The sequence below is a fragment of the Floridaenema fluviatile BLCC-F154 genome, assembly GCF_041929135.1.
GTDB lineage: Bacteria > Cyanobacteriota > Cyanobacteriia > Cyanobacteriales > Aerosakkonemataceae > Floridanema > Floridanema fluviatile.
In genome coordinates this window covers 87,760-109,616 of the sequence record NZ_JBHFNS010000017.1, presented here as the reverse complement: position 1 = coordinate 109,616, position 21,857 = coordinate 87,760, and the positions used below count along the sequence as shown (strand labels likewise).

The 21,857-nt window shown below is 41.0% G+C and carries 14 protein-coding genes; 6 read left to right on the top strand and 8 right to left on the bottom strand.

What is annotated here, in order from left to right; genetic code table 11:
• Positions 1 to 90: 90 nt before the first annotated feature.
• Positions 91 to 8,304, top strand: a complete 8,214-nt coding sequence (locus ACE1B6_RS02825) for a CHAT domain-containing protein (RefSeq protein WP_413255715.1) — start codon at positions 91 to 93, stop codon at positions 8,302 to 8,304.
• Positions 8,305 to 8,307: 3 nt separating this feature from the next.
• Here ACE1B6_RS02825 and ACE1B6_RS02820 read toward each other — a convergent pair whose 3' ends face one another.
• The gene (locus ACE1B6_RS02820) at positions 8,308 to 10,242 is read right to left on the bottom strand and encodes a CHASE2 domain-containing protein (RefSeq protein WP_413255714.1); all 1,935 of its coding nucleotides are present in this window, start codon (positions 10,240 to 10,242) and stop codon (positions 8,308 to 8,310) included.
• Positions 10,243 to 10,265: 23 nt separating this feature from the next.
• Positions 10,266 to 11,027 carry a DUF928 domain-containing protein gene (locus ACE1B6_RS02815; RefSeq protein ID WP_413255713.1) on the bottom strand — a complete coding sequence of 254 codons (762 nt, stop codon included), beginning with the start codon at positions 11,025 to 11,027 and terminating at the stop codon, positions 10,266 to 10,268.
• Between the two features lie 334 nt (positions 11,028 to 11,361).
• On the opposite strand from ACE1B6_RS02815, the gene hemC reads away from it, so the two are divergent.
• Together hemC and glgA are read left to right on the top strand one after the other, a co-directional pair.
• Positions 11,362 to 12,327, top strand: coding sequence for a hydroxymethylbilane synthase (hemC, locus tag ACE1B6_RS02810; protein WP_413255712.1), 966 nt, complete (start codon positions 11,362 to 11,364; stop codon positions 12,325 to 12,327).
• Between the two features lie 174 nt (positions 12,328 to 12,501).
• Positions 12,502 to 13,905 carry a glycogen synthase GlgA gene (gene glgA, locus ACE1B6_RS02805; RefSeq protein ID WP_413255711.1) on the top strand — a complete coding sequence of 468 codons (1,404 nt, stop codon included), beginning with the start codon at positions 12,502 to 12,504 and terminating at the stop codon, positions 13,903 to 13,905.
• A 152-nt stretch (positions 13,906 to 14,057) separates the two neighbouring features.
• On the opposite strand, the gene ACE1B6_RS02800 is transcribed toward glgA, so the two are convergent.
• Positions 14,058 to 14,240 (bottom strand): hypothetical protein, encoded by a 183-nt coding sequence (locus ACE1B6_RS02800; RefSeq protein WP_413255710.1) that lies wholly within the window; start codon positions 14,238 to 14,240, stop codon positions 14,058 to 14,060.
• A 329-nt stretch (positions 14,241 to 14,569) separates the two neighbouring features.
• On the opposite strand from ACE1B6_RS02800, the gene ACE1B6_RS02795 reads away from it, so the two are divergent.
• Genes ACE1B6_RS02795 through ACE1B6_RS02785 form a run of 3 tightly spaced genes read left to right on the top strand, consistent with a single transcriptional unit; the run spans position 14,570 to position 18,937 of the window.
• Positions 14,570 to 18,133 (top strand): tetratricopeptide repeat protein, encoded by a 3,564-nt coding sequence (locus ACE1B6_RS02795; protein WP_413255709.1) that lies wholly within the window; start codon positions 14,570 to 14,572, stop codon positions 18,131 to 18,133.
• A 5-nt stretch (positions 18,134 to 18,138) separates the two neighbouring features.
• A complete protein-coding gene (locus ACE1B6_RS02790) occupies positions 18,139 to 18,564 on the top strand; it encodes an Imm30 family immunity protein (RefSeq protein WP_413255708.1) in 426 nt (141 codons plus the stop codon).
• 34 nt (positions 18,565 to 18,598) lie between these two features.
• Positions 18,599 to 18,937, top strand: a complete 339-nt coding sequence (locus ACE1B6_RS02785; protein ID WP_413255707.1) for a hypothetical protein — start codon at positions 18,599 to 18,601, stop codon at positions 18,935 to 18,937.
• Here ACE1B6_RS02785 and ACE1B6_RS02780 read toward each other — a convergent pair.
• From ACE1B6_RS02780 to ACE1B6_RS02760, 5 genes are all read right to left on the bottom strand, one after another.
• Positions 18,934 to 19,356 carry a type II toxin-antitoxin system VapC family toxin gene (locus ACE1B6_RS02780; protein ID WP_413255706.1) on the bottom strand — a complete coding sequence of 141 codons (423 nt, stop codon included), beginning with the start codon at positions 19,354 to 19,356 and terminating at the stop codon, positions 18,934 to 18,936. The two genes, ACE1B6_RS02785 and ACE1B6_RS02780, sit on opposite strands and share 4 nt — an antisense overlap.
• A complete protein-coding gene (locus tag ACE1B6_RS02775; protein WP_413255705.1) occupies positions 19,353 to 19,670 on the bottom strand; it encodes a DUF2281 domain-containing protein in 318 nt (105 codons plus the stop codon). The genes ACE1B6_RS02780 and ACE1B6_RS02775 overlap by 4 nt, the downstream gene beginning before the upstream one ends.
• A 139-nt stretch (positions 19,671 to 19,809) precedes the next feature.
• Entirely contained in the window at positions 19,810 to 20,217 is a 408-nt protein-coding gene (locus ACE1B6_RS02770; protein ID WP_413255704.1) for a helix-turn-helix domain-containing protein, read from the bottom strand.
• The gene (locus ACE1B6_RS02765) at positions 20,192 to 20,500 is read right to left on the bottom strand and encodes a type II toxin-antitoxin system HigB family toxin (RefSeq protein ID WP_413255703.1); all 309 of its coding nucleotides are present in this window, start codon (positions 20,498 to 20,500) and stop codon (positions 20,192 to 20,194) included. Before ACE1B6_RS02765 ends, ACE1B6_RS02770 begins: the two co-directional genes overlap by 26 nt.
• A gap of 238 nt (positions 20,501 to 20,738) precedes the next feature.
• On the bottom strand, positions 20,739 to 21,848 hold the full coding sequence (locus ACE1B6_RS02760; RefSeq protein ID WP_413255702.1) for a LysM peptidoglycan-binding domain-containing M23 family metallopeptidase: 1,110 nt from the start codon (positions 21,846 to 21,848) through the stop codon (positions 20,739 to 20,741).
• Positions 21,849 to 21,857 lie beyond the last annotated feature (9 nt).

The following is a 21,857-nucleotide window of genomic DNA, read 5'->3' as shown; positions in this document are numbered from 1 at the left end:
TAATTATGTATATTTCCCAAAATTTCACCCCTATTTTGTTTAGCAACCACTAGAATTAAAGCTAAAATTCCCCATAAAACAATTATTAGTATGGTGTCTACCCATAGTAGTATTTCGTTATTTTATAAGACTTTAGTAGGTGCGATCGCTCTCACCTTACCCAGCCATCCCACCTTCATCTTACCAGCCGCAGCCCAGCCAATTATCCCAGCCAAAGATGGTACAGGCACAGTAGTAACGCCAAACAGCGGCAATCAATTTGATATTACTGGTGGAACTACCTCAAAAGATAATGCTAATTTATTTCATAGTTTTACTGAATTCGGATTAAGTCAAGGTCAAATTGCCAACTTCCTATCTCGACCAGAAATCCAGAATATTTTAGCCAGAATCAACGGTGGCAATGTTTCTTATATTAACGGATTGATTCGCATTACAGGAGGCAATTCTAACTTATTTTTAATGAATCCATCGGGAATTATCTTCGGAGCAAATGCTAGCTTAAACATTCCCGCAGCTTTTACAGCGACGACAGCGAATGGCATTGGATTTGGCAATAATTGGTTTAATGCAGTTGGAACTAATAATTATGCCGAATTAATCGGTAAACCAAACGCCTTTGCTTTCACAATGAATCAACCAGGAAACATTATTAATGCTGGAAATTTAGGAGTAGGATTAGGGCAAGATTTAACTTTACTTGCTGGCACGGTAATTAATACCGGACAACTAACAGCACCGGAAGGTAATATTACAATTGCGGCGGTTCCTGGTTCTAGTTTAGTGCGATTGAGTCAGCCAGGATACTTGCTTAGTTTAGAAATTGAACCAATGGGAAATAACGGCAATTTACCTAACAATTTCCCTTTGTCAATTGCATCTTTGCCGCAAATGTTAACCGGAGGAAGCGGGGTAAATGCCACAGGAGTAACAGTTAATCCAGATGGAACTATCCTATTAACTGGTTCTGGGATTAGTATTCCAGCAGATACAGGTATTACCGTTGTCACCGGGAATATTAACGCCAGCAGTTCAAAAACAGGCGGAACAGTACAAATTTTAGGTAATAAAGTTGGCTTATTGGCAGCAAATATTAATGCTTCTGGCGATAAAGGTGGTGGCAGAGTTTTAATTGGTGGTGACTTCCAAGGAAAAGGAACAATACCGAATGCTTCCCAAACAGTAATTAGTCAAGATTCTACGATTACTGCTAATGCTAATAATCAAGGAGATGGGGGAAGAGTAATAATTTGGGCAGACCAATTTACCGGATTTTTCGGCAATATATTAGCAAGGGGAGGAAAGGAAGCAGGTAATGGTGGATTTGTGGAAGTTTCCGGCAAGGAATTACTGATATTTAATGGGATGGTAGATGCGGGAGCAAATGTAGGAAACCCAGGTACTTTGTTGCTTGACCCGAAAAATATCACAATTAGTGATTCCACTTCTCCTATAGTGACTCTGCTTAATCCCAACCCTGTTACTAGCGGTGGCTTCGGCATTTCAGTTGCAGCAGTAGGCAGCGACCTGTTGGTTGGCGCTTGGCGTAACACATCTGGGGGATTTACAGGCGCAGGCCAAGCTTTTTTATTTGATAGTAGTGGAAATCTACTGTTGACTTTGGACAATCCCAACCCTATTACCAATAGTGGCTTCGGTTATTCAGTAGCAGCAGCAGGCAGCAATCTACTGGTTGGCGCTACTGGTAACACATCGGGAGGAATCTTAAAAGCAGGGCAAGCCTTTTTATTCAATAGTAGTGGAAATCTACTGTTGACCTTGGACAATCCCAACCCTGTCTTTCAGGGCTTCTTTGGTAATTCAGTAGCAGCATTAGGCAGCAACCTAGTTATTAGTGCTCCCTGGAACACATCATCGGGGGGCGTTTCAGGAGCAGGGCAAGCCTTTTTATTTGATACAAGTGGCACTCTGTTATTGACCCTGGATAATCCCAACCCTGTCATTAATGGCTATTTCGGTATTTCAGTAGCAGTAGCAGGCGACAACCTCCTAGTTGCCGCTTCTCAGAACACATCCGGGGGAGTCCCATTCGCAGGACAAGCCTTTTTATTCAATAGCAGTGGGAATCTGCTATTAACCTTGGACAATCCCAACCCTGTCACTTTTGGACACTTCGGCAATTCCATAAAAATAGTAGGCAACAACCTGCTGGTTGGCGCTTACGATAACACATCGGGAGGAGTCACAGAAGCAGGGCAAGCCTTTTTATTTGATAACAGTGGAAATCTGTTGTTGACTTTGGACAATCCTAACCCTGTCATTGATGGCGGTGTCGGCGCTTCCGTAGCAGCAATAGGCAACAACCTGCTGGTTGGCGCTCAAAATAACACATCCGGGGGAGTCTCACAAGCAGGGCAAGCCTTTTTATTTGATAGCAGTGGAAATCTGCTATTAACTTTGGACAACCCCAATCCTATTATTGGTGGCGGTTTCAGCTATTCAGTAGCAGCCGCAGGCAGCAACTTGATGGTTGGCGCTTGGCGGAACACATCCGGGGGAGTATCACAAGCAGGGCAAGCCTTTTTATTTTCTAGTTTTCCTCCGATTTTTGCAGATAACTCTAACTTAAATAGCACTATTTCCTTCAAAAATATCACCAACATCACCAACACTGGAACAGATGTAGTATTACAAGCAAACAATGACATCACCATAAATCAGCCAATTACTACCAACAACCCCACTGGAAATGGGGGTGCTATTACTTTCCAAGCAGGGCGCAGTATTCTGGTAAATGCTAACATCACCACTGATAACGGCAATTTAAATTTAATTGCTAATGAAACTGCGGCTAATGGAGTTATTAATGCTGAAAGAGATCCAGGTAATGCAGTTATCACTATCGCCTCTGGAGTGACGCTAGATTCTGGAACTGGAGATACAACAATTACCCTGAGTAATGGTGCTGGCTTAACGAATAATAGCTTTGGAGATATTACTTTATCAGGTACTATCAATGCCAACAATTTATCGATTGATAGTGCTGGTAATACCATATTGAACGGTAGTTTAAATGTTACTAACTTAACTACAGGTGCAGGTGGTACTACTAAAATTAACGTTGATATCACTACCACTGGCAACCAAACTTATAACAATGCTCTCACTTTAACTAACAGTATCGTTCTCACAACTACCAGTAACGGTAGTCTGACTTTTAATAAAACTATTGATGGAACAACTGCTGCTACAGAAAATTTAACCTTAAATAGTGGCACCGGAAACATTACTTTCAACCAAGCAGTTGGCAACACTACCCAACTGGGAAACATCATCGCCAACAGCAGTGGGGTCACCAATTTTAATGGCACTGTCAAAGCTACTACTCTCACCACAGATACAGATGGCACTACTAATATTAGTGGCGATATTACTACTACTGGCGACCAAAGTTACAGCGATGTTATCAGTTTAACTAATAGTGTTAGTCTGACGACCAATAACGCTAATCTTAACTTTAATAACACTATTGATGGAACAACTGCTGCTACAGAAAATTTAACCTTGAATAGTGGCACCGGAAATATTACTTTCAACCAAGCAGTTGGCAACACTACCCCCATTAACAACCTAATTATCACTAATGCCAATAACGTTACTACTAGTGCTATTACTGCTGCTAGCATTACTCAAACTGCAAGTAGTGGTACAACAAGTTTCCAGGGAGATTTAAACATCAATGGCGCTACAGGTATTAACCTCACTGGTAAATCATTCAATCTGAATGGCAATGTCACCACTACAAACGCTGGCGGTTTCACTATCAACAATAGCGAACCTTTGACTATTGATGCGAAGACAAATTTTAATTTAAATGGTGCGTTTAATCAAACTGGAACTGGTGCCGTTTCCTTAGCGGGAAATATTACCACAACTAATAATGATATTAACTTTACTGCGCCAGTAACCTTAACGGGAAATGTGAATTTGACTCCCGGAACTGGAACAATTTCCTTCGGTTCAACTTTATCAGCAGGCAATAATCCACTCTCTTTAACCGCCGGAGAAATAGATTTTAATGGTGCAGTAACGGGGAATAATACTATTTTACTTTCCCCTGCTACAGCAGAACAAAATATTGCTATTGGTGATTCTCAAAGTAGTGATGCTTTAGATTTAACTGCCACAGATATAGGGAATCTTCAAGATGGTTTTAGTTCAATTACTATTGGCAGAACCGATGGAATAGGAAGCATAATTGTTGCTAATTCTATCACTTTTAACGATCCAACAACTATTCAATCTTCTCAAGGATCGATCGCTCTCAACCAAAAAATAACAGGTACAGATAACGCCTCAATTACCCTCAACGCTGCTACCATCAACCTCAACGCAGATATCACCACCGCTAATCAGAATATTGCCATTAATGGTAATGCAATTCTCGGTAATGATATTAATATTAACTCTGGCACTGGTGCAGGTGACATTAGCTTTTCTGGCACAGTTGATGGCAATTACAACTTAACTGTTGATGCTGGAACGGGAAATGTTACATTTAATGATGCTGTTGGCAATACCAATCCTCTCACTAATTTAAATATCAACAGTCAAGATCTCAATATTAATTCCGTTACCAAAGTTGCCGGAAATATTGAACTTAAATCTACTGGCACACTCAACTTAAATAATACTGTAACAACTACTAATAATGGTAGTCTCACTCTCACAAATACAAAAGATTTAACTTTAAAAGCTGATAACTTTAATTTAGATGGCGCTTTTACTCAAAATGGTATTGGTTCTGTCTCTATTTCTGGGAATTTAAATACTACTAATGATGATATCAGTTTTAGTTCTCCAGTTACTTTAATTGGTAACACCAACTTTAATCCGGGAACTGCTAAAATTTCTTTTGGTTCTAGCTTGGAAGCAAGCAATTTTTCCTTAAATTTAAGAGCAGGTGAAATAGATTTTAATGGGTTGGTTAGTGGGACAAATACCTTAGCGATCGAACCAGCAACTCCCAATCAAAATATTGCTGTTGGTAGTTCGGTAGATAGCACAGATTTAGATTTAACTGCTGCCGAAATTGCTAATCTTCAAAATGGATTTAGTTCGATTACTATTGGCAGAACAGATAGCACTGGAACTGTCAATATAAATAGTATCACATTCAACGATCCGGTGATAATTCGATCGGGCAATGGAGCAATTAACCTGAATGGTAATTTAATAGGAATAAATAATGCTTCAATTACTTTAGATGCTTTAACAACTACCTTAAATGGAAATGTTACAACAGAAAATCAAAATATTGCGATCGGACAAGGCATTTTACTAGGTTCAAATGTCACAATCAGCACAAATACAGGCGATGGCGATATAACTTTTTCTGGTAAACTCGACGGAACGAAACAATTACAATTAAATGCAGGTACAGGTAATATCCGATTTAATGCTGCTGTCGGTAGTACCGATCCTTTAAGTAATTTGGATATTATTAATGCTAAAAATGTTTTTGTCTCTAGTGGAATTACAACTAATAATAGTTCCATCACTTTTAACTCACCTGTAATCCTCACCGAAGATGCTGTTCTCTCTACAGGAAATGGTAATATTACTCTTGGGAACACTTTAGATAGCGAAGCAGGGGAAACTAACAATTTAACTTTGAGTGTTGGCAGTGGTGATGTTAATTTTAACGGTGCAATTGGTGGCAGAACAAATCAACAACTTGGTGCTATCTCGATTGAAAGTGTTGCTAACTTAGCTGCTACTTCACCTATTAATGCTGACAGTTTGTACTCCACAGGAGGAACTGGAACAATTTCCTTACAAGGAAATATCATCACTACTGGAAATAATGGCGTAAATTTAACTACTAACGGTAATATCAATACGGCTAATATTACTTCAAATGGCAGCAATATTAGTTTGACTAGCAATAATGGTACTTTAACAACTGCTAATCTAGATGCTGCTTCGACTATGGGAAATGGCGGTGCGATCGCACTCTCTTCTCCTAATAATATTACCACAGGCAATCTAACCTCTAGTTCCTCTAATAATGTTGGCGGAAACATCACCGTCAACAGTCAAAATCGAATTGTAAACGCTGGAAATTTAGATGCTTCTGGTAATACTAAAGGGGGAAATATTACCGTAAAAGCACAAATTCAAATTACTACTAAACAGATTAATTCTAGTGCAGTTATCGGTGATGGTGGTAATATTTTGCTCGATCCAGATAACGATGTTCAAGTCGAATTTATCAACGCTCAAGGTGGAAGTAGCGGTAGCGGTGGTACGGTAGATATTACTACGAAAAACTTCTTCCGAGCAACGGGTAGTTTTAGCGATCGCAATGGACAAATTTCCAGTATTTCCACTGCTGGGGGAACTGGCGGTGGTGCAATTACAATTACCCATGCAGGTGGAGATGGAGGAAGTCCGATCGCACCTTTTATCATTGGAGATGCTAACAGTAATGGAACTGTTGGAGTAATTACTAGCGGAACATCTACCTTAACGCTAGGCGAAAATTTTCCCCGTTCTTTCTCGCGAGGTGATATTCGACTGGTGACTGACGACGGGATCGCACCGCAACCGCAACCCGAACCGCAACCGCAACCCGAACCACAACCGCAACCCGAACCGCAATCGCAACCCGAACCGCAATCGCAACCCGAACCGCAATCGCAACCCGAACCGCAATCGCAACCCGAACCGCAACCCGCACCACAACCGCAGCCGCCACCCGAACCACAACCGCAACCCGAACCGCCACCGCCACCCGCACCACAACCGCAACCCGAACCACCACCGCCACCGCCACCACCACAACCGCAACCCGAACCGCCACCGCCACCGCAACCCGAACCGCAACCACAGCAAGAAGTACAGCAGTTTAGCCAAGTAATTAGTCAAATAGATCGATCGCCCACATCCCAGGAAAAACCCACAACTCCAAAAATTACAACAAATTCCTCTGCCAGACTAGAACTAGACACAGCGATCGCTGCTGCTGAAGAAATTTTCATGGGAGAGTACAAAGCTTATTTAGGTCAATCAATTGTTAAGCAAACTTTATCAATAGCAGAAATTCAACAAACATTGCGAAAAAACGAACAGGAAACAGGTGTCAAAACTGGTTTAGTTTATATTGCATTCAATCGTCATAAATTAGGAATAAATAGTAATTTAATTTGTCCGTCATCTGAATTTAGCGGAAGTCTAGAGCAGACAGAAGAGCAACAGAAATTATGTACTCGCCACCCTGAAGATCGAGCACAAGTAATGTTATTAACTAGCAATAGCGAAAACATTAATTTGCCAATACCTGACACTAAACGACAGGAAGTAGAAGCTTTAGTTAAGGAAATGCGCTCTGGAATAACGACTCCTAATCGAGATATTGCTCCCGATCAATACCTGAATGCTGCTCAAAAATTATATCAATTAATCATTGCACCAATTGAGCCAACTTTAAAGAAAGAGGGAATCAAAACTATTGTCTTCATTTCAGATCCGGCGCTTCGCTCTCTGCCATTTGCAGCACTGCACGACGGAAAGCAATTTCTCATCGAAAAATATAGTCTTGGCATCATGCCCAGCTTTAGTTTAACAGTACCTCGCTACACTAATATTTCCCAAGCTCCGATTCTGGCAATGGGTGCATCAAAATTTCCTTATGCCCCAGAATTAAATCCTTTACCGGGAGTTCCGATCGAGTTAGTTAATATTACTAGTAATAACTCCTATCCAAATCAATCATTTATCAACGACAAATTTACCTGGGAAAACTTTATAACTCGCAGAAATACTGACAACTTTAAGATAATTCACTTAGCCACTCATGCTGAGTTTGAGCAAGGCGATCGCAACAATTCCTTTATTCAATTTTGGGATGCTAAATTGCGATTTTCGGAAAGAGAAAAATTGCAATTATTAGCCAACCAAGAAATAGAATTATTAGTTCTCTCAGCTTGCAATACAGCAGTAGGAGACGAACAAGCAGAATTAGGTTTTGCATCATTAGGATTACAAACTGGAGCCAAGTCCGCACTAGCAACTATTTGGTCTAGCAGCGATCTAGGCACAGTAGGATTAATGGTAGAATTCTATGCCCAATTAAAGCAAGGAAAAACTCGCGCTGAAGCTCTAAGAGAAGCTCAAATAGCTATATTAAAAGGAAACTTTTCCTTGGACTTGGAAAGACGACAACTTTTACTTTCTAGTGGTGAAAGACTATCGCTACCTCCAGAACTCAATCTCCAAAGAATAGACTTTTCTCATCCTTATTATTGGGCGGGATTTATGCTAATTGGTAATCCTTGGTAATCGCTATTTTAGATTACTATTTTTCCCGAAAACTTGGTAAATATTGACAGATTGTTCCCGTCCTTTCAGCTGTACACATTCAACAAATTCTGTAGAAAAATTATCTTTAATATATTGGTAGGTTTGTTCGTTAATTAAAATTCGACAACTGTTCCCCTGTAAGGATTTATTATAACTTTCCAAGCGAGCCGCTATGTTAACAGTATCGCCAATAGTTGTATAGTTCAATCTTTGACGAGAGCCTAAACTTCCGGCGACTACAGTTCCCGTAGCAATACCGACACGCATTATTACGATAGGAAGTCCTTTTTCTTGCCATTGTTGATTGAGTTGATGCAATTTTTCACCCATTTCTACAGCACAATTAACAGCGGCGATCGCATCTTTAGCAATTTCTTTTTCTGTAGTACTGGGAATAGGAACACCAAATACAGCCATTACCGCATCCCCAATAAATTTATCCACCACACCATCGTTATCTATAACTACCTGAGACATCACTTTCATATAATCATTGAGCCAAAACATTAAAGTTTCTGGATCGGTTTTTTCTGTAATACTCGTAAAACCTTTAATATCAGAAAATAGCACAGTCGCGGTCATTTTCTGCCCTAACAATTGTCCTTCTTTAACTAACTGATAGCGATCTCTCCAAACTGCTTGAGCAATTTTTGGGCTAACGTGCTGACCTAGTAAAGCCATTATTGTTAATCGATCTTTTCGCTCAACATAATTAATATAAATTGTGATCGTAATTCCCGCACCAACTAAAGCTAATAAAGAAGGGATAACTGGAATCCACCATCCGAAAAGAAAAGCAATATAACTACTACCAATAATCCCTACTCCCACCAAAAAAATACTAACTATTTTCCAGCGAATCCGTAATAAATTAAACCCTAGAATTGCTCCGATATACGACAAAAACCAAATCAACAATATTTCGCTTTTTTCCGACAAAGACTTAATTAAAGCACGCCCATCTAAAGCAGCACTAATAATTTGGCTACTCAGTTCCCCATGAATTTCTACTCCTGGTGTTGATTCAAAAGGAGTGAAAAAGTTATCTTTGACACTTTCTGCATTTGAACCAATTAAAACAATACGATCGCGAATTAACTCCCCAGAAACTCGATCGTTTAGTATATCACCGATCGAAACTGTGGGAAAAACTCGGCATTCCTTTTGTCGTTTTTTTCCTCGACATTTATGAGACCGAAAGTTTAATAAAATCTGTTGTCCACGCGCATCTATATTCACATAACCGCCGTAATTTCCTGACAATCGGAAAAACTTAGATTTTCCCAACTGATAAGTATTTAACTTTTTATCTATTTGTTCAGATTTAACTCCTTCTTTTTCTAAGTAAATCGCAGCTAATTTAGCCCCTAGACTAAAAAAAGTTTTTCCTTTTCTTTGAAAAGATATTAAACCGCGACGTACTTTACCATCAATATCAAATATAATAATGTTGCTAGTAGCAATTTGATTTAACTTTAGTAACTCAGGTGGAGGCGCAACTGAATATAGTGTTTTACTTCCACTAATTTTAGCAACTCCAATTAAGTTAGGCGTAGTTTTAAACACCGAAACTAATTCTTGATGTCCCGATTCTACAGGTAAATCTCGATAAATATCTAAACCGATTACTCTAGGCTGAAATTTTTTGATCTTCTGCAATAATTCTGCTAATTTGCGATCGGAAATAGGCCATTGACGCAAATCTTGAATATCTGATTCCGTCAGTTCAATCAACAAGATTCGAGACTCAGGTAATTCGTTTGGTCGCCAACGAAAAAAATTATCAAGTGTAGCTAACTCCAAAAGCTGCAAAAATCCCATTCCTCGTAATCCAATTACAAGTAAAGCTACTGTTGGTATGGTGATTAATACTCCCCGCCATTCACGCAAAAATTTCCGTAACTTTTGGAGTTTCATGTTCTTTCTTTTCACAGTTCGCTTTAATTAGTTGGTTTACAACAATCAATCAAGGGATAGGAAACTATTTCTGTTAAATTTTCTGCTTGGAGGAGTTCTTGCCACATAGTTGCTGCATTTGAATTCTTACCAGTTGTCGGTCTAAGTTCAGCTACAGTTTTCAGCGCATCGTACCAAAGATTGTTTTTTTGATAAACTCGCGCCTTTTCTAAAGGGTTAGGATTTCCTTGAATTTTAGCGATCGCTCCATTAGGCTCAACTCGCTTAATTAGCCCAACTCTTATTACATCTTCTGAGCGATCGTCATTCAATTTACAGTATAATGAAAAACGCCACTCATAATTGTTATTTATTTTTAAATATTCTCGATCTTTGGGAATTTGTATGCTGATAATACCGGGAACACCGCTTAACTCAAAAATTGTGCGATAAACTAATTTTTTGTCAGTGCGATCGTATAAAACAAATTCTCCCTTCTTAGCCTTTGTTTGCGGCACAAATACAAAAAAACTAGGAGATTTTTCCACCGTTAACCCCTCTTTGCGATCGGGAATTAATAACATTAACTCTGGCTTGACATCTGGATCTTGCAAACATCTTCCTCTAGTCGCACCACCGTCACTATTAACAGGCATATCGTCTGTATTTCTGATGCCGCCATCAACAGTAACAGGGTACTGGGAAATATCTTTGATTCCGTCAATAGCAGTAGAACCAAAAGCTAGCTTTAAAGGGAAAACCAGTAAGAAAATTGATAAATACAAGCAAAAATCTTTAGCAACCATTTAAAGTTTTCTCCTCCCGAAGCAATTTTCTGACAAATCACTTTCAAGACTGGTCGGTTTGCTCATACGTAGCCTGAAAAATATAAATCTTAGAACCCTGATGCCCCTACTTCGCTTACAGAATAATTCTTTTTTTTATATCCGACAAGGTAAAAGAGTTAATTAGCAATAATACTTATTGAGTCTAAACTTTGGCAAAATTAACTTCCCTCGCAACTGCTACCAATCTAGAACAGACAAGAAACGATTTGCCTGCAAAATTCAGCCACAGGGTCACACACTGAGGTAGTCTAGATCAAGTGATTTGATACGCTCCTTTGACAATAATTGCTTTATGTCCCCTGCTGTTTCCAGTCCGCCGCGCATTATTCGTATTGCCTCTCGCAAAAGTCAACTTGCCCTAGTGCAAACCTACTGGGTGCAAGAACAACTCCAGAAACACTTCCCAGATAGAAGCTTTGAAGTCCATGCCATGAGCACTCAAGGCGACAAAATCTTAGACGTTGCCTTAGCCAAAATTGGTGATAAAGGACTATTCACCAAAGAACTGGAACTGGGAATGATTAACAAAGAGACAGACTTTGCCGTTCATTCCTTAAAAGACCTGCCCACCAGACTACCAGAAGGCTTAATTTTAGGCTGCGTTACCGAAAGGGAAAACCCCGCCGATGCCTTAGTAGTGCATGAAAAATTCAAAGACAAGCAACTCGAAACCTTACCCGAAGGCGCAGTAGTGGGAACATCTTCCCTGCGGCGTTTAGCACAGTTGCGCCATCGCTTCCCTTACCTGACATTTAAAGACATTCGGGGGAACTTGAATACCCGACTAGCGAAGTTAGATGCTGGGGAGTTCGATGCCATAATTTTAGCAGTAGCGGGTTTACAAAGGTTGGGAATGAGCGATCGCATCCACCAAGTCATCCCCAGCGAAATCTCCCTTCACGCCGTCGGACAAGGCGCATTAGGCATCGAATGCCGTGCCGACGACACCGAAGTTCTCTCCCTGATCAAAGTATTAGAACACACACCAACCGCCCAACGCTGCTATGCCGAACGCGCCTTCTTGCGAGAACTAGAAGGTGGTTGTCAAGTACCCATTGGCGTAAACACCGTCATCGAAGGCGAACAACTAACCCTCACCGGAGTAGTTGCCAGCTTAGACGGACAACGACTAGTCAAAGATACTATTACCGGAAATGCTAACGATGCCGAACAAATGGGTACACAACTGGCACAGAAGTTGCGCCAACAGGGAGCCGCGGAAATTTTAGCCGAAATCTTCGCTGAAGTCGGACGGTGATATAAAGGTGATGAGTCATGAGTTTTTAATTCAATGACTGAGAACTCTACACTCATGACTCAGTAGTGCATTCGGGCAATTTACGCAGCTTGCTAGCAAATTCCCCAGCGAGAATGCAGTATTCTTTCTTGCTAAACTTCTGTAACGAACTATTTCAGGCAACCCCAAAAAAAAATGCGGATTCTATTTGTTGCAGCTGAAGCAGCCCCCCTAGCAAAAATAGGCGGTATGGGGGATGTCGTCGGTGCCCTGCCCAAAGTCCTCAGAAAAATGGGGCATGACGTTCGGCTCTTTATGCCTTACTATGGCTTCCTGCCGGACAAAATGGACATTCCCAAAGCCCCAATATGGAACGGCAGTGCTATGGGGCAAGACTTCGCTGTGTATCAGACTCTCTTCCCCAACAGCGATGTTCCCTTGTATTTATTCGGTCATCCAGCATTCTGGCCCCGACGGATTTATTTTGGAGAAGATGAAGACTGGCGGTTTACCTTGTTCGCCAATGGCGCAGCCGAGTTTGCCTGGAACTACTGGAAACCAGATATTATTCACTGCCATGACTGGCACACGGGTATGATTCCAGTGTGGATGAACGAAGATCCCACTATTAAAACAGTCTTTACGATTCACAACTTGGCATATCAAGGCCCTTGGCGTTGGCGTTTGGAGCAAATTACTTGGTGTCCTTGGTATATGCAAGGTGATAACACAATGGCAGCAGCAATTCTGTTTGCTGACAAAGTGAACACAGTTTCTCCTACTTATGCCGATCAAATCAAGACTCCGGCTCACGGTGAGCGGATGGAAGGTTTGTTATCTTATGTCAGTGGCAAGTTAAGCGGTATTCTCAACGGCATTGATACTACTAGTTACGACCCTGCTACAGACAAACACATCGCCAGAAACTTCTCAGTCGATAATATTGAAGAACGCCGCTTCAACAAAGTTGCTCTCCAAGAAGAAGTCGGTTTGGAAGTCAATGCTAATGCCTTTTTACTTGGCTTGGTGTCGCGGTTGGTAGAACAGAAGGGGATCGATCTGATGATTCAGATTTTAGACCGCTTCATGTCTTATACAGATTCTCAGTTTATCCTTTTGGGTTTGGGCGATCCTTACTACGAAAACCAAATGTGGCAAATTGCTTCTCGTTATCGTGGTCGGATGTCAGCTTATATCCTGCAAAGTGATTCTTTAGCCAGAAGGGTTTACGCTGGGACGGATGCTTTCTTAATGCCCAGCCGTTTTGAGCCTTGCGGCATTAGCCAAATGTTGGCAATGCGTTATGGTTCTGTGCCAGTTGTTCGGCGTACTGGTGGTTTGGTTGATACCGTTACCCACCATGAACCGACGGAGCACGCAGGTACAGGTTACTGTTTTGACCGCTACGAACCTTTAGACCTTTATACCTGTTTAGTTCGGGCGTGGGAAGCTTTCCGGTACAAGAAGGAATGGCGCGAACTGCAACAACGGGGAATGCGGATGGATTTCAGTTGGGATAAGTCCGCTGTTGAATACGAGAAGTTGTACCAATCTTTGATGATTTCTCCAGATCAACAACCAGAGTTAGCTAATGCTTAAGGTTCAGATGCAGTTGTGCTAATTTTTGTTGATTTTGGTTGACAAGTTAAGTGCGATCGCCTTTCGTGGTGCGATCGCATTTTATTTATGCTGGGGACTAGGGACTGGGGATTGGGTACTGGGGACTAGTAATGCACCATTTCACTATATTTTTATTTGGCGTTTGTTTCATTGCGATCGTTATCTTTATCCTCATCTCTATACTTATTAATTAAGCAGACAATTGCTAACGGAGTCACCGCAATACCGACAAACACATTGCAGGTGTAAAGACTAACTAAAACAGCCGCATTTGCTAAAGCATCTAGGATAAAATCAGTGTGCTTGCGCTTCATAAATGTGCCCTTCAAAACTCATATTTTTATGAAACAACACTCAATCACAAGTACAGTCACAAACAGATAAAACTAATTACCAATTTTTTCCCAACTTATTCCCAAGCTGTATTTAAGAACTTGTGATTTGCTGCGAAAACCGCCTCAGAATCAATTCTGAGGCTAATAGCTAAACTCCACTAAAGTGGACTGGAAATCATTAACCCTGTAGAGACGTTATATATAACGTCTCTACATTATTGGGAATTAAACCGATATGATATGATTCCCAGGCGAGCTTGGTAACTCAGCAGTTTGCTATACTGGGTAAAAATTGTTTCACCTTGAATATGTCTCGCTCTCTCAGGGTTCGTGTAGAATATATTGATAAAGTTAAACTGGCGCTTAAACGTAAAGGCTTTCCACGTCAGATAGACTTAGCTGAACAAATCAATATTTCTAAAAATACGGTTAACAAATTTTTCACTGGTAAAGTTATTGACCATTTAAACTTTATCGAAATTTGTACTAAGCTTTGTTTAAATTGGCAAGAAATTGCGGATTTAAGTGATTTTACTGAGACAACAGCACAAGAAACGGAAACTCAAACTGCACAACAAACGGTATCTGTCACGGTTGAAGTTAACAGTAATGTTGAGGCGAATTTAACAGATGACGACGTTACCGAGAGAAATGAAGCGACGGCAAAACGGGTGATTTTACAACAAGCAATTCCTAGTGTACCTGTTTGGAAGGGGCGCGATGAATTGCTGGAGAAATTAAAGGCTAAATTAACGGGTTTAGAAACTGATTCTTTGACGAGTTCGCCCAAGGTATTAGCAATAATTGGACAAGGGGGTATTGGTAAAACTAGTTTGGCGGTGAAACTTTTGGAGGCTGTTGGGGTTAATTTGAGATCCCCCCTAGCCCCCCTTAATAAGGGGAGGACTTGTGCTTTTGATTGTGTGATGTATTTTAAGGTGCAGGAGGGGACTAGTTTTGATGATGTGGCGGAGTTTCTGTTAGCTGGGTTGGGAATTGAAAGGGCGGAAACTTTGAAAAGTGCTGAGGAAAAAATTGGGAGAATTATTGCAGGTTTGGCAGAAAGTCGCTGTCTTTTGCTGTTGGATAACTTGGAAACTATTTTGCACCCTGCTAATGATTCTTGTAGTGCAGGCATCTTGCCTGCAAATGAAGAGGTAGAGGCAGGCAAGATGCCTACCCTACAAGCTAATGAAGAGGCAGGCAGGATGCCTACCCTACGGGCGCATAGAGCTATTGTGCCGGATTGGGGTAAATTGTTAAATGCTTTGGTTTATCAGCAGCATAATTCCCAAACAATTTTAACTAGTCGGGAAGTTCCGGCAGATTTGGCTGATTCCCGCTATGATGGGGCGGAACCTGATTCGGAATTGGTGCATATTGAAATAGTTTCGGGTGTGGATCTTGGGGCGGGTGTGGAGATTTTGCAACAGCGCCAATTGCGGGATAATTTATCAGATTTAGAGTGGGTTTCGCTTCGGGTTGAAGGTCATGTTTTTTTGTTAACTCAATTGGCGGCTATTGGTAAAGGTAAACCTGGATTTCTGCGGAAGCATCCCGAATTGGTGACGAAAAAAGCTGAACCGATTTTAACAGAACAGTTGGCAAGGCAAAGTGCTGCGGCGCGAGATTTACTCAAGCGGATGTGTGTTTTGCGCGTTCCTATCGATGTTCCAGGGTTGACTTTTTTGCGGTTATATACGGATGATATCGATAAAGATCACCGTTTTGAATTGGCAGCAATTTTAGAAGAACCTGCTGAATTGACTGAGGCAGAAATTAGGGAAACGGAAGGGATTTTAGAACGGTTAGTTGATAGTAGTTTGGTGCAGTGTCGCTACGATGAAGAGAAATGTGAGTTATTTTACGATCTGCATCGGGTGATTGTGGAGTTTTTGCAAGCAGATTGTCAAGAGGAATTGCCTAAGCTGCTGGAAAGTGTTTATAAGTTTTATTGCACTGGCAAGAATGTCGAAAATCCCCAAACTTTAGAGGATTTGCGCCCAGTTTTGGAAGCTCAATATTTTGCCTTTCAGTTGGGGAATTACAGCGAAGCTTACTATTTAATAAAGTCAGAATATCTCTACAGATGGGGAAACTGGAGTTTACTGCAAGAATTGTGTGAACAGATTTTACCCTATCTCGATGATGATGATCGTTCATACTGTCTCGGAGAAATAGGCTGTGTTCATCGTAATTCTGGCAGATGGGATGAAGCAGAAAAATGTTTTCTTGATGCTTTATCTCTTAGCCAAAAACAGGAAATTCAGGATGAAATTCCTACCTTTTTAGGGTATTTGGGAGATATTGAACGATTTCGCGGCAATTTGCATGAAGCAGAACGTCTGTATCGGCAATCTTTGGATTTGAGAACTCAATTAGGCGATCGGGCTGGGATGGCAGCAACTTGGCAATTTTTGGGATATATTGAACAAAATCGCGGCAATTGGGATGAAGCCGAACATCTCTTTCGGCAATCTTTGAATTTGAGAACTCAATTAGGCGATCGGGCTGGGGTGGCAGAAACTTGGAGACACTTGGGATATATTGAACAATTTCGCGGCAATTTGGATGAAGCAGAACGTCTGTATCGGCAATCTTTGGAAGTTAAAACTCAATTAGGCGATCGGGCTGGGATGGCAGCTGTTTGGGGAGTGTTGGGATATATTGAACAAAATCGCGGCAATTGGGAAGAAGCAGAACGTCTGTATCGGCAATCTTTGGAATTGAGAACTCAATTAGGCGATCGGGCTGGGATGGCAGCTGTTTGGGCATCGTTGGGAGATATTGAACAAAATCGCGGCAATTGGGAAGAAGCTGAACGTCTGTATCAGCAATCTTTGGAATTGAGAACTCAATTAGGCGATCGGGCTGGGATGGCAACTTCTTGGGGATTGTTGGGATATATTGAACAAAATCGCGGCAATTGGGATGAAGCTGAACGTCTGTATCGGCAATGTTTGGAAATTGAAACTCAATTAGGCGATCGGGCTGGGATGGCAGTTACTTGGGGAGTGTTGGGAGATATTGAACGAAAACGCGGCAATTGGGAAGAAGCTGAACGTCTGTATCAGCAATCTTTGGAATTGAGAACTCAATTAGGCGATCGGGCTGGGATGGCAGCTGTTTGGGGAGTGTTGGGATATATTGAACAAAATCGCGGCAATTGGGAAGAAGCTGAACGTCTGTATCGGCAATCTTTGGAATTGAGAACTCAATTAGGCGATCGGGCTGGGATGGCAGCTTCTTGGGGATTGTTGGGAGATATTGAACAAAATCGCGGCAATTGGGAAGAAGCTGAACGTCTGTATCGGCAATCTTTGGAATTGAGAACTCAATTAGGCGATCGGGCTGGGATGGCAACTTCTTGGGGAGTGTTGGGAGATATTGAACAAAATCGCGGCAATTGGGATGAAGCTGAACGTCTGTATCGGCAATGTTTGGAAATTGAAACTCAATTAGGCGATCGGGCTGGGATGGCAGTTACTTGGGGATTGTTGGGAGATATTGAACAAAATCGCGGCAATTGGGATGAAGCAGAACGTCTGTATCAGCAATGCTTGAGTCTTAGCACAGAACTAGGTTATCAAACTATGATAATAGGTTGCATAGGTGGTTTAGGTACGGTTGAACTTAAAAGAGGTAATTTAGATGCAGCAGAACCGCTGTTAAAAGAAGCTTTAGAAAAGATGCAAGAATTAGGAATGACTTCGAGTATTGCCGAGACTAACTACGATTTAGCCCAACTTTATCGTCAACGCAATAACACCGAACTCGCCCAACAACATTACAACACTGCCCATCAAATCTTTCAACAATTAAGTGCAGCAAAAGACTTAGAAAGAATTGAGAAAGAATGGGAGCATAATTAATCTAAATGAATGCAAAAACATTACTTGCTATCTTAGAAGCCAACAAATTTATGCGGACAAATGAAGAAATCGCTGCATTTGAAACCGCCTTAGCCGAATTTGCCAAAAATCCGAACAGCGAATACTTGCGAGAACTGCATTTAATTCTAAATGACGAATGCCAACAGCCAGAAGTAATGTTTAGCCTAATTCATTTCCTAGAATCTTTTGAAATCAAAGCCCAACTTCAGGCATTTCTTGATGTAGTTCCCCAATTAATACTTGACGCACCAGAATGGACAAAAATTATTCATTACCGCATTCTCAATGATGAATCAGCAACAACTATATATAAGGATATGTTGCAATCAGTTGACTTACCAACTCAAAATGTGGTCGAAAATTTGATTGAACAAATTAATCAGGAACATCAGCCTGTTAATGTGGGGTGAGAAATAGTCTTAGAAATTAAGGATAAGGAAAGTTATGATTTCCAAAACTTACTCACTCAGAGATGCAATTAATACTTTGAAAGAACATCGAGAAAAGCTAGAAGGCGAAATAGGTAAACAGAAGATCGATCGCTTATTGTTTAACCTCGAAGAAATTAGCTTAGATTTGGAAAGCATTTCCGAACAGATAATTGATGTAGCGAAAGGAGATAGCAAAAGAGAAAATCTTACAGAAATATTTGATTTTTTTCAGTATGGTTCTATACCTCACATTTTAGGACACTTGGAAGCGATCGAAGAACTACTGGAAAAAGAATCTAATGAAAGCGAAAGATCTGTTGATATTCCTTCGCTGCACCTGCCAAGTAACTAAGTATTTTCTGGCATAATCAAAGGAATCACTTCATTTCTATTCTTGCGGTAAATTAAAAAATCGCGATCGAAAGTTAAAATAGTACTTCCAGAATACTGTTCAGCCATCCGCACTAAACAAGCATCAGCCAAAGACATTGGTACAGACTGGTAACGAGTCATTAGTTCATTAATAATCTCAGCTTCTTCTTGCAAGCAGAAGGGTATTTGAATCAGTCCGCTGTTAACTAAAGCGATCGCCGCTTGCTGTCCAGGGTAAAAGTTTCGTAAGAGAAAACAAGCTTCTGAAAGTACTGCTTCACAAGTCAATAAAGGCGCTTTAATGGTTGTTAACTCTGTCGTTACCCATTGATGAAATTTGTCTCGACGATTGAGAGAAGCCACCAAAGGGCCAGTATCTAAAAGTACACGCTGCCTCATTCGTTTCCATACCTATCCAGATACTTTTTGTTAGTCGAAAGATCGCTTGGTGCATCAATACAACCTACCCATTTTTGGGCAAGGGTCAAAAAAGAAGCAGATTCCCTTTCGCTTAACTGTTGACTTAACGCACCCTGGATGTCGGGGATGCGGAGTGGGGGTGTCAAAAAAGAAGCAGATTCGCTTAACTGTTGATTAGAAGATTCTTCTGGCAAACTCTTAGATTGTAAAAATTCTACAAAATCTAAGACTTCTTGCTGTTTTTGTGGGGAAAGGGTTTGTAACTTTTGGATTACTAATTGTTCTATGCTCATAATTTTTGGCGCTAAAGCGCAACTACGTACTTTTTAACCACAGATTAACACAGATGTAAATGTAAATTTACTGTTGAATACAAACAGGAAAATCTAGTTGTAGGGTGTAACTTAATCTTTTCCCGGCAAATTCTTGAATTCACTCCAAAAACCCAGCCGGAGAAAGATGAAAAAACTCAGCTAATTTTTGCATTTGACTTGCCGTAAGTTCCCGTTCCCCACTCAGTACCTCAGACACCTGCGATTTACTTTCAAATATCCCAACCAAATCTTTTTCGGAAATATGATCTTCTTCCATCAAAGCTTTCAGCAAATTTATCCCTTTAAGCACTGGCATTGGTTCATGTTTTTGTTCATAATCATAAACTAAAGTGCCAAGCACATTCAAATAATCTCGGTCATCTTGGGTAATATTTCTGCGATCCAATATCGAATTAATCCGATTTTGAGTAGCGATTAACTCAGCCTCACAAGTAATTGGACGGGGAGGAAAAGTTGTAATTAATTCAATGTAATAGCTACTAGGTGTTTTCAAACCACTCGTCATTTTTCCAATTCTCCTTATCATATTCCGCATGAGTTAAAACATTGCGAATAAACACTATTTGGTACTCATAATCAACAAAAGTAATCAGACGATAATTATTTCCTCCAATATTAAAAACGGTAAAATTACCAACTAGATCGGCAGCAGGAAATACTTGACGTAATTCTACAAAATTTTGCCATTCAGCTTCACAGGTACGTTGATACCATAGCAATAAGCTAGACTCAGCGTTAGCATGATCTTCCCAAAATTCTCGCAATGCTTTTCGACTGATAACGCGCATTAGATCAATTACCTAAATGTTTGCTACAGATGCTTGGGAAAGGGCGGGTTTTGATTTTAATCATATAGCTGGGTATTTCAGACTTTTGGCTAAACCCGCCCCTACTTTATTTGTATCATTTAGTAATTAGCCAGATTATCCTTAACCAAAAACTTTGTAGAGACGTTATATGTAACGTCTCTACATAAGAAATCCCAATTCCTAGTCCACCTTCGATCGTCTCCCTCCTGCCTTCTTGCTACTGCACGCTACCTGGAGATGGTACGGGGATATTTACGGGTTGACTAGGTTGTACTATTCTTCCGGTGCCTGGGGGTACGGGGATGACGGCGGGTTTATTGCGATCGTCAGAAACTCCCGTTTCCCCTGGTGGTGGGGGTAGATTTGCCGGAAGATTGAAAGTTGGTTCTTGTCCGGTTTCTGGTACTACTAGCGGCGAGGAATTTTGATTGCTGGGTGAAGCGGGAGTTTCTGCTGTACCTACCATTTGCCGCAAGTAGGATTTGGGATCTTCTGCTACCCAGCCTAAATCGGAGTTATAGCGGATTTCAAAATGTAAATGGGCGGTTTCAATATCTGGATTCCCTGTGTTCCCAACGGTTCCTATTTGTTGACCTTGCCTTACTGGTTGTCCAGTAGTAACAGTAATACTACCCAAATGTGCATAGCGAGTTTGTTGTCCTTCTTGATGATTGAGAACTACTAAATAACCATAATCTCCGCGATCGCCAGCAAAAGCCACAATCCCATTCCCAGCAGCTAAAACTGGCGTACCTGGATTAGCCAGTAAATCTAACCCACTGTGAAAAAATACCTTGCGTGTACTGGGATGCAGCAGCCAACCATATCCTAAAGCTACAGGCGCTACTGTAGGTAAAGGATAACCTCTGAGATCGGTAGTCTCAATAAAATTATCGCTCCCGGCTGGCGACCAATTTACCCCTGGCAAAAAGACAGTTCGCAAATCTTCTTGACAGCCATTAGCTTCATATACCAACACATCTCGGACTCTATAAGCCGCCGCTACATCTCGCCAAGTTTGATTCGGTGGCACTTCTACCACTATGCCATTAAAAGGCGGAATAATGATTTCACTCCCCGCCCTTACCTCACCTCGTCTGATGCTGGGATTCATTCCCATCAAGGTAGCCGGAATCAGGTTATAAAGTCTGGCAATACTCTCAATTGTTTCCCCTGGCGCAACTAAATGTTTTTTTAGCCTGGATAAAGCTGGTACAGGACAGTTGAGGTTGCTAGGCTCTACTGCATTGGCTTTTATTCCGACAAGGGGAATATTGAGCGAGAAAAGTGCGAAAAGAAGGGTCAGTTGTCCTTTGTTAATTTTCATTTGCCAATT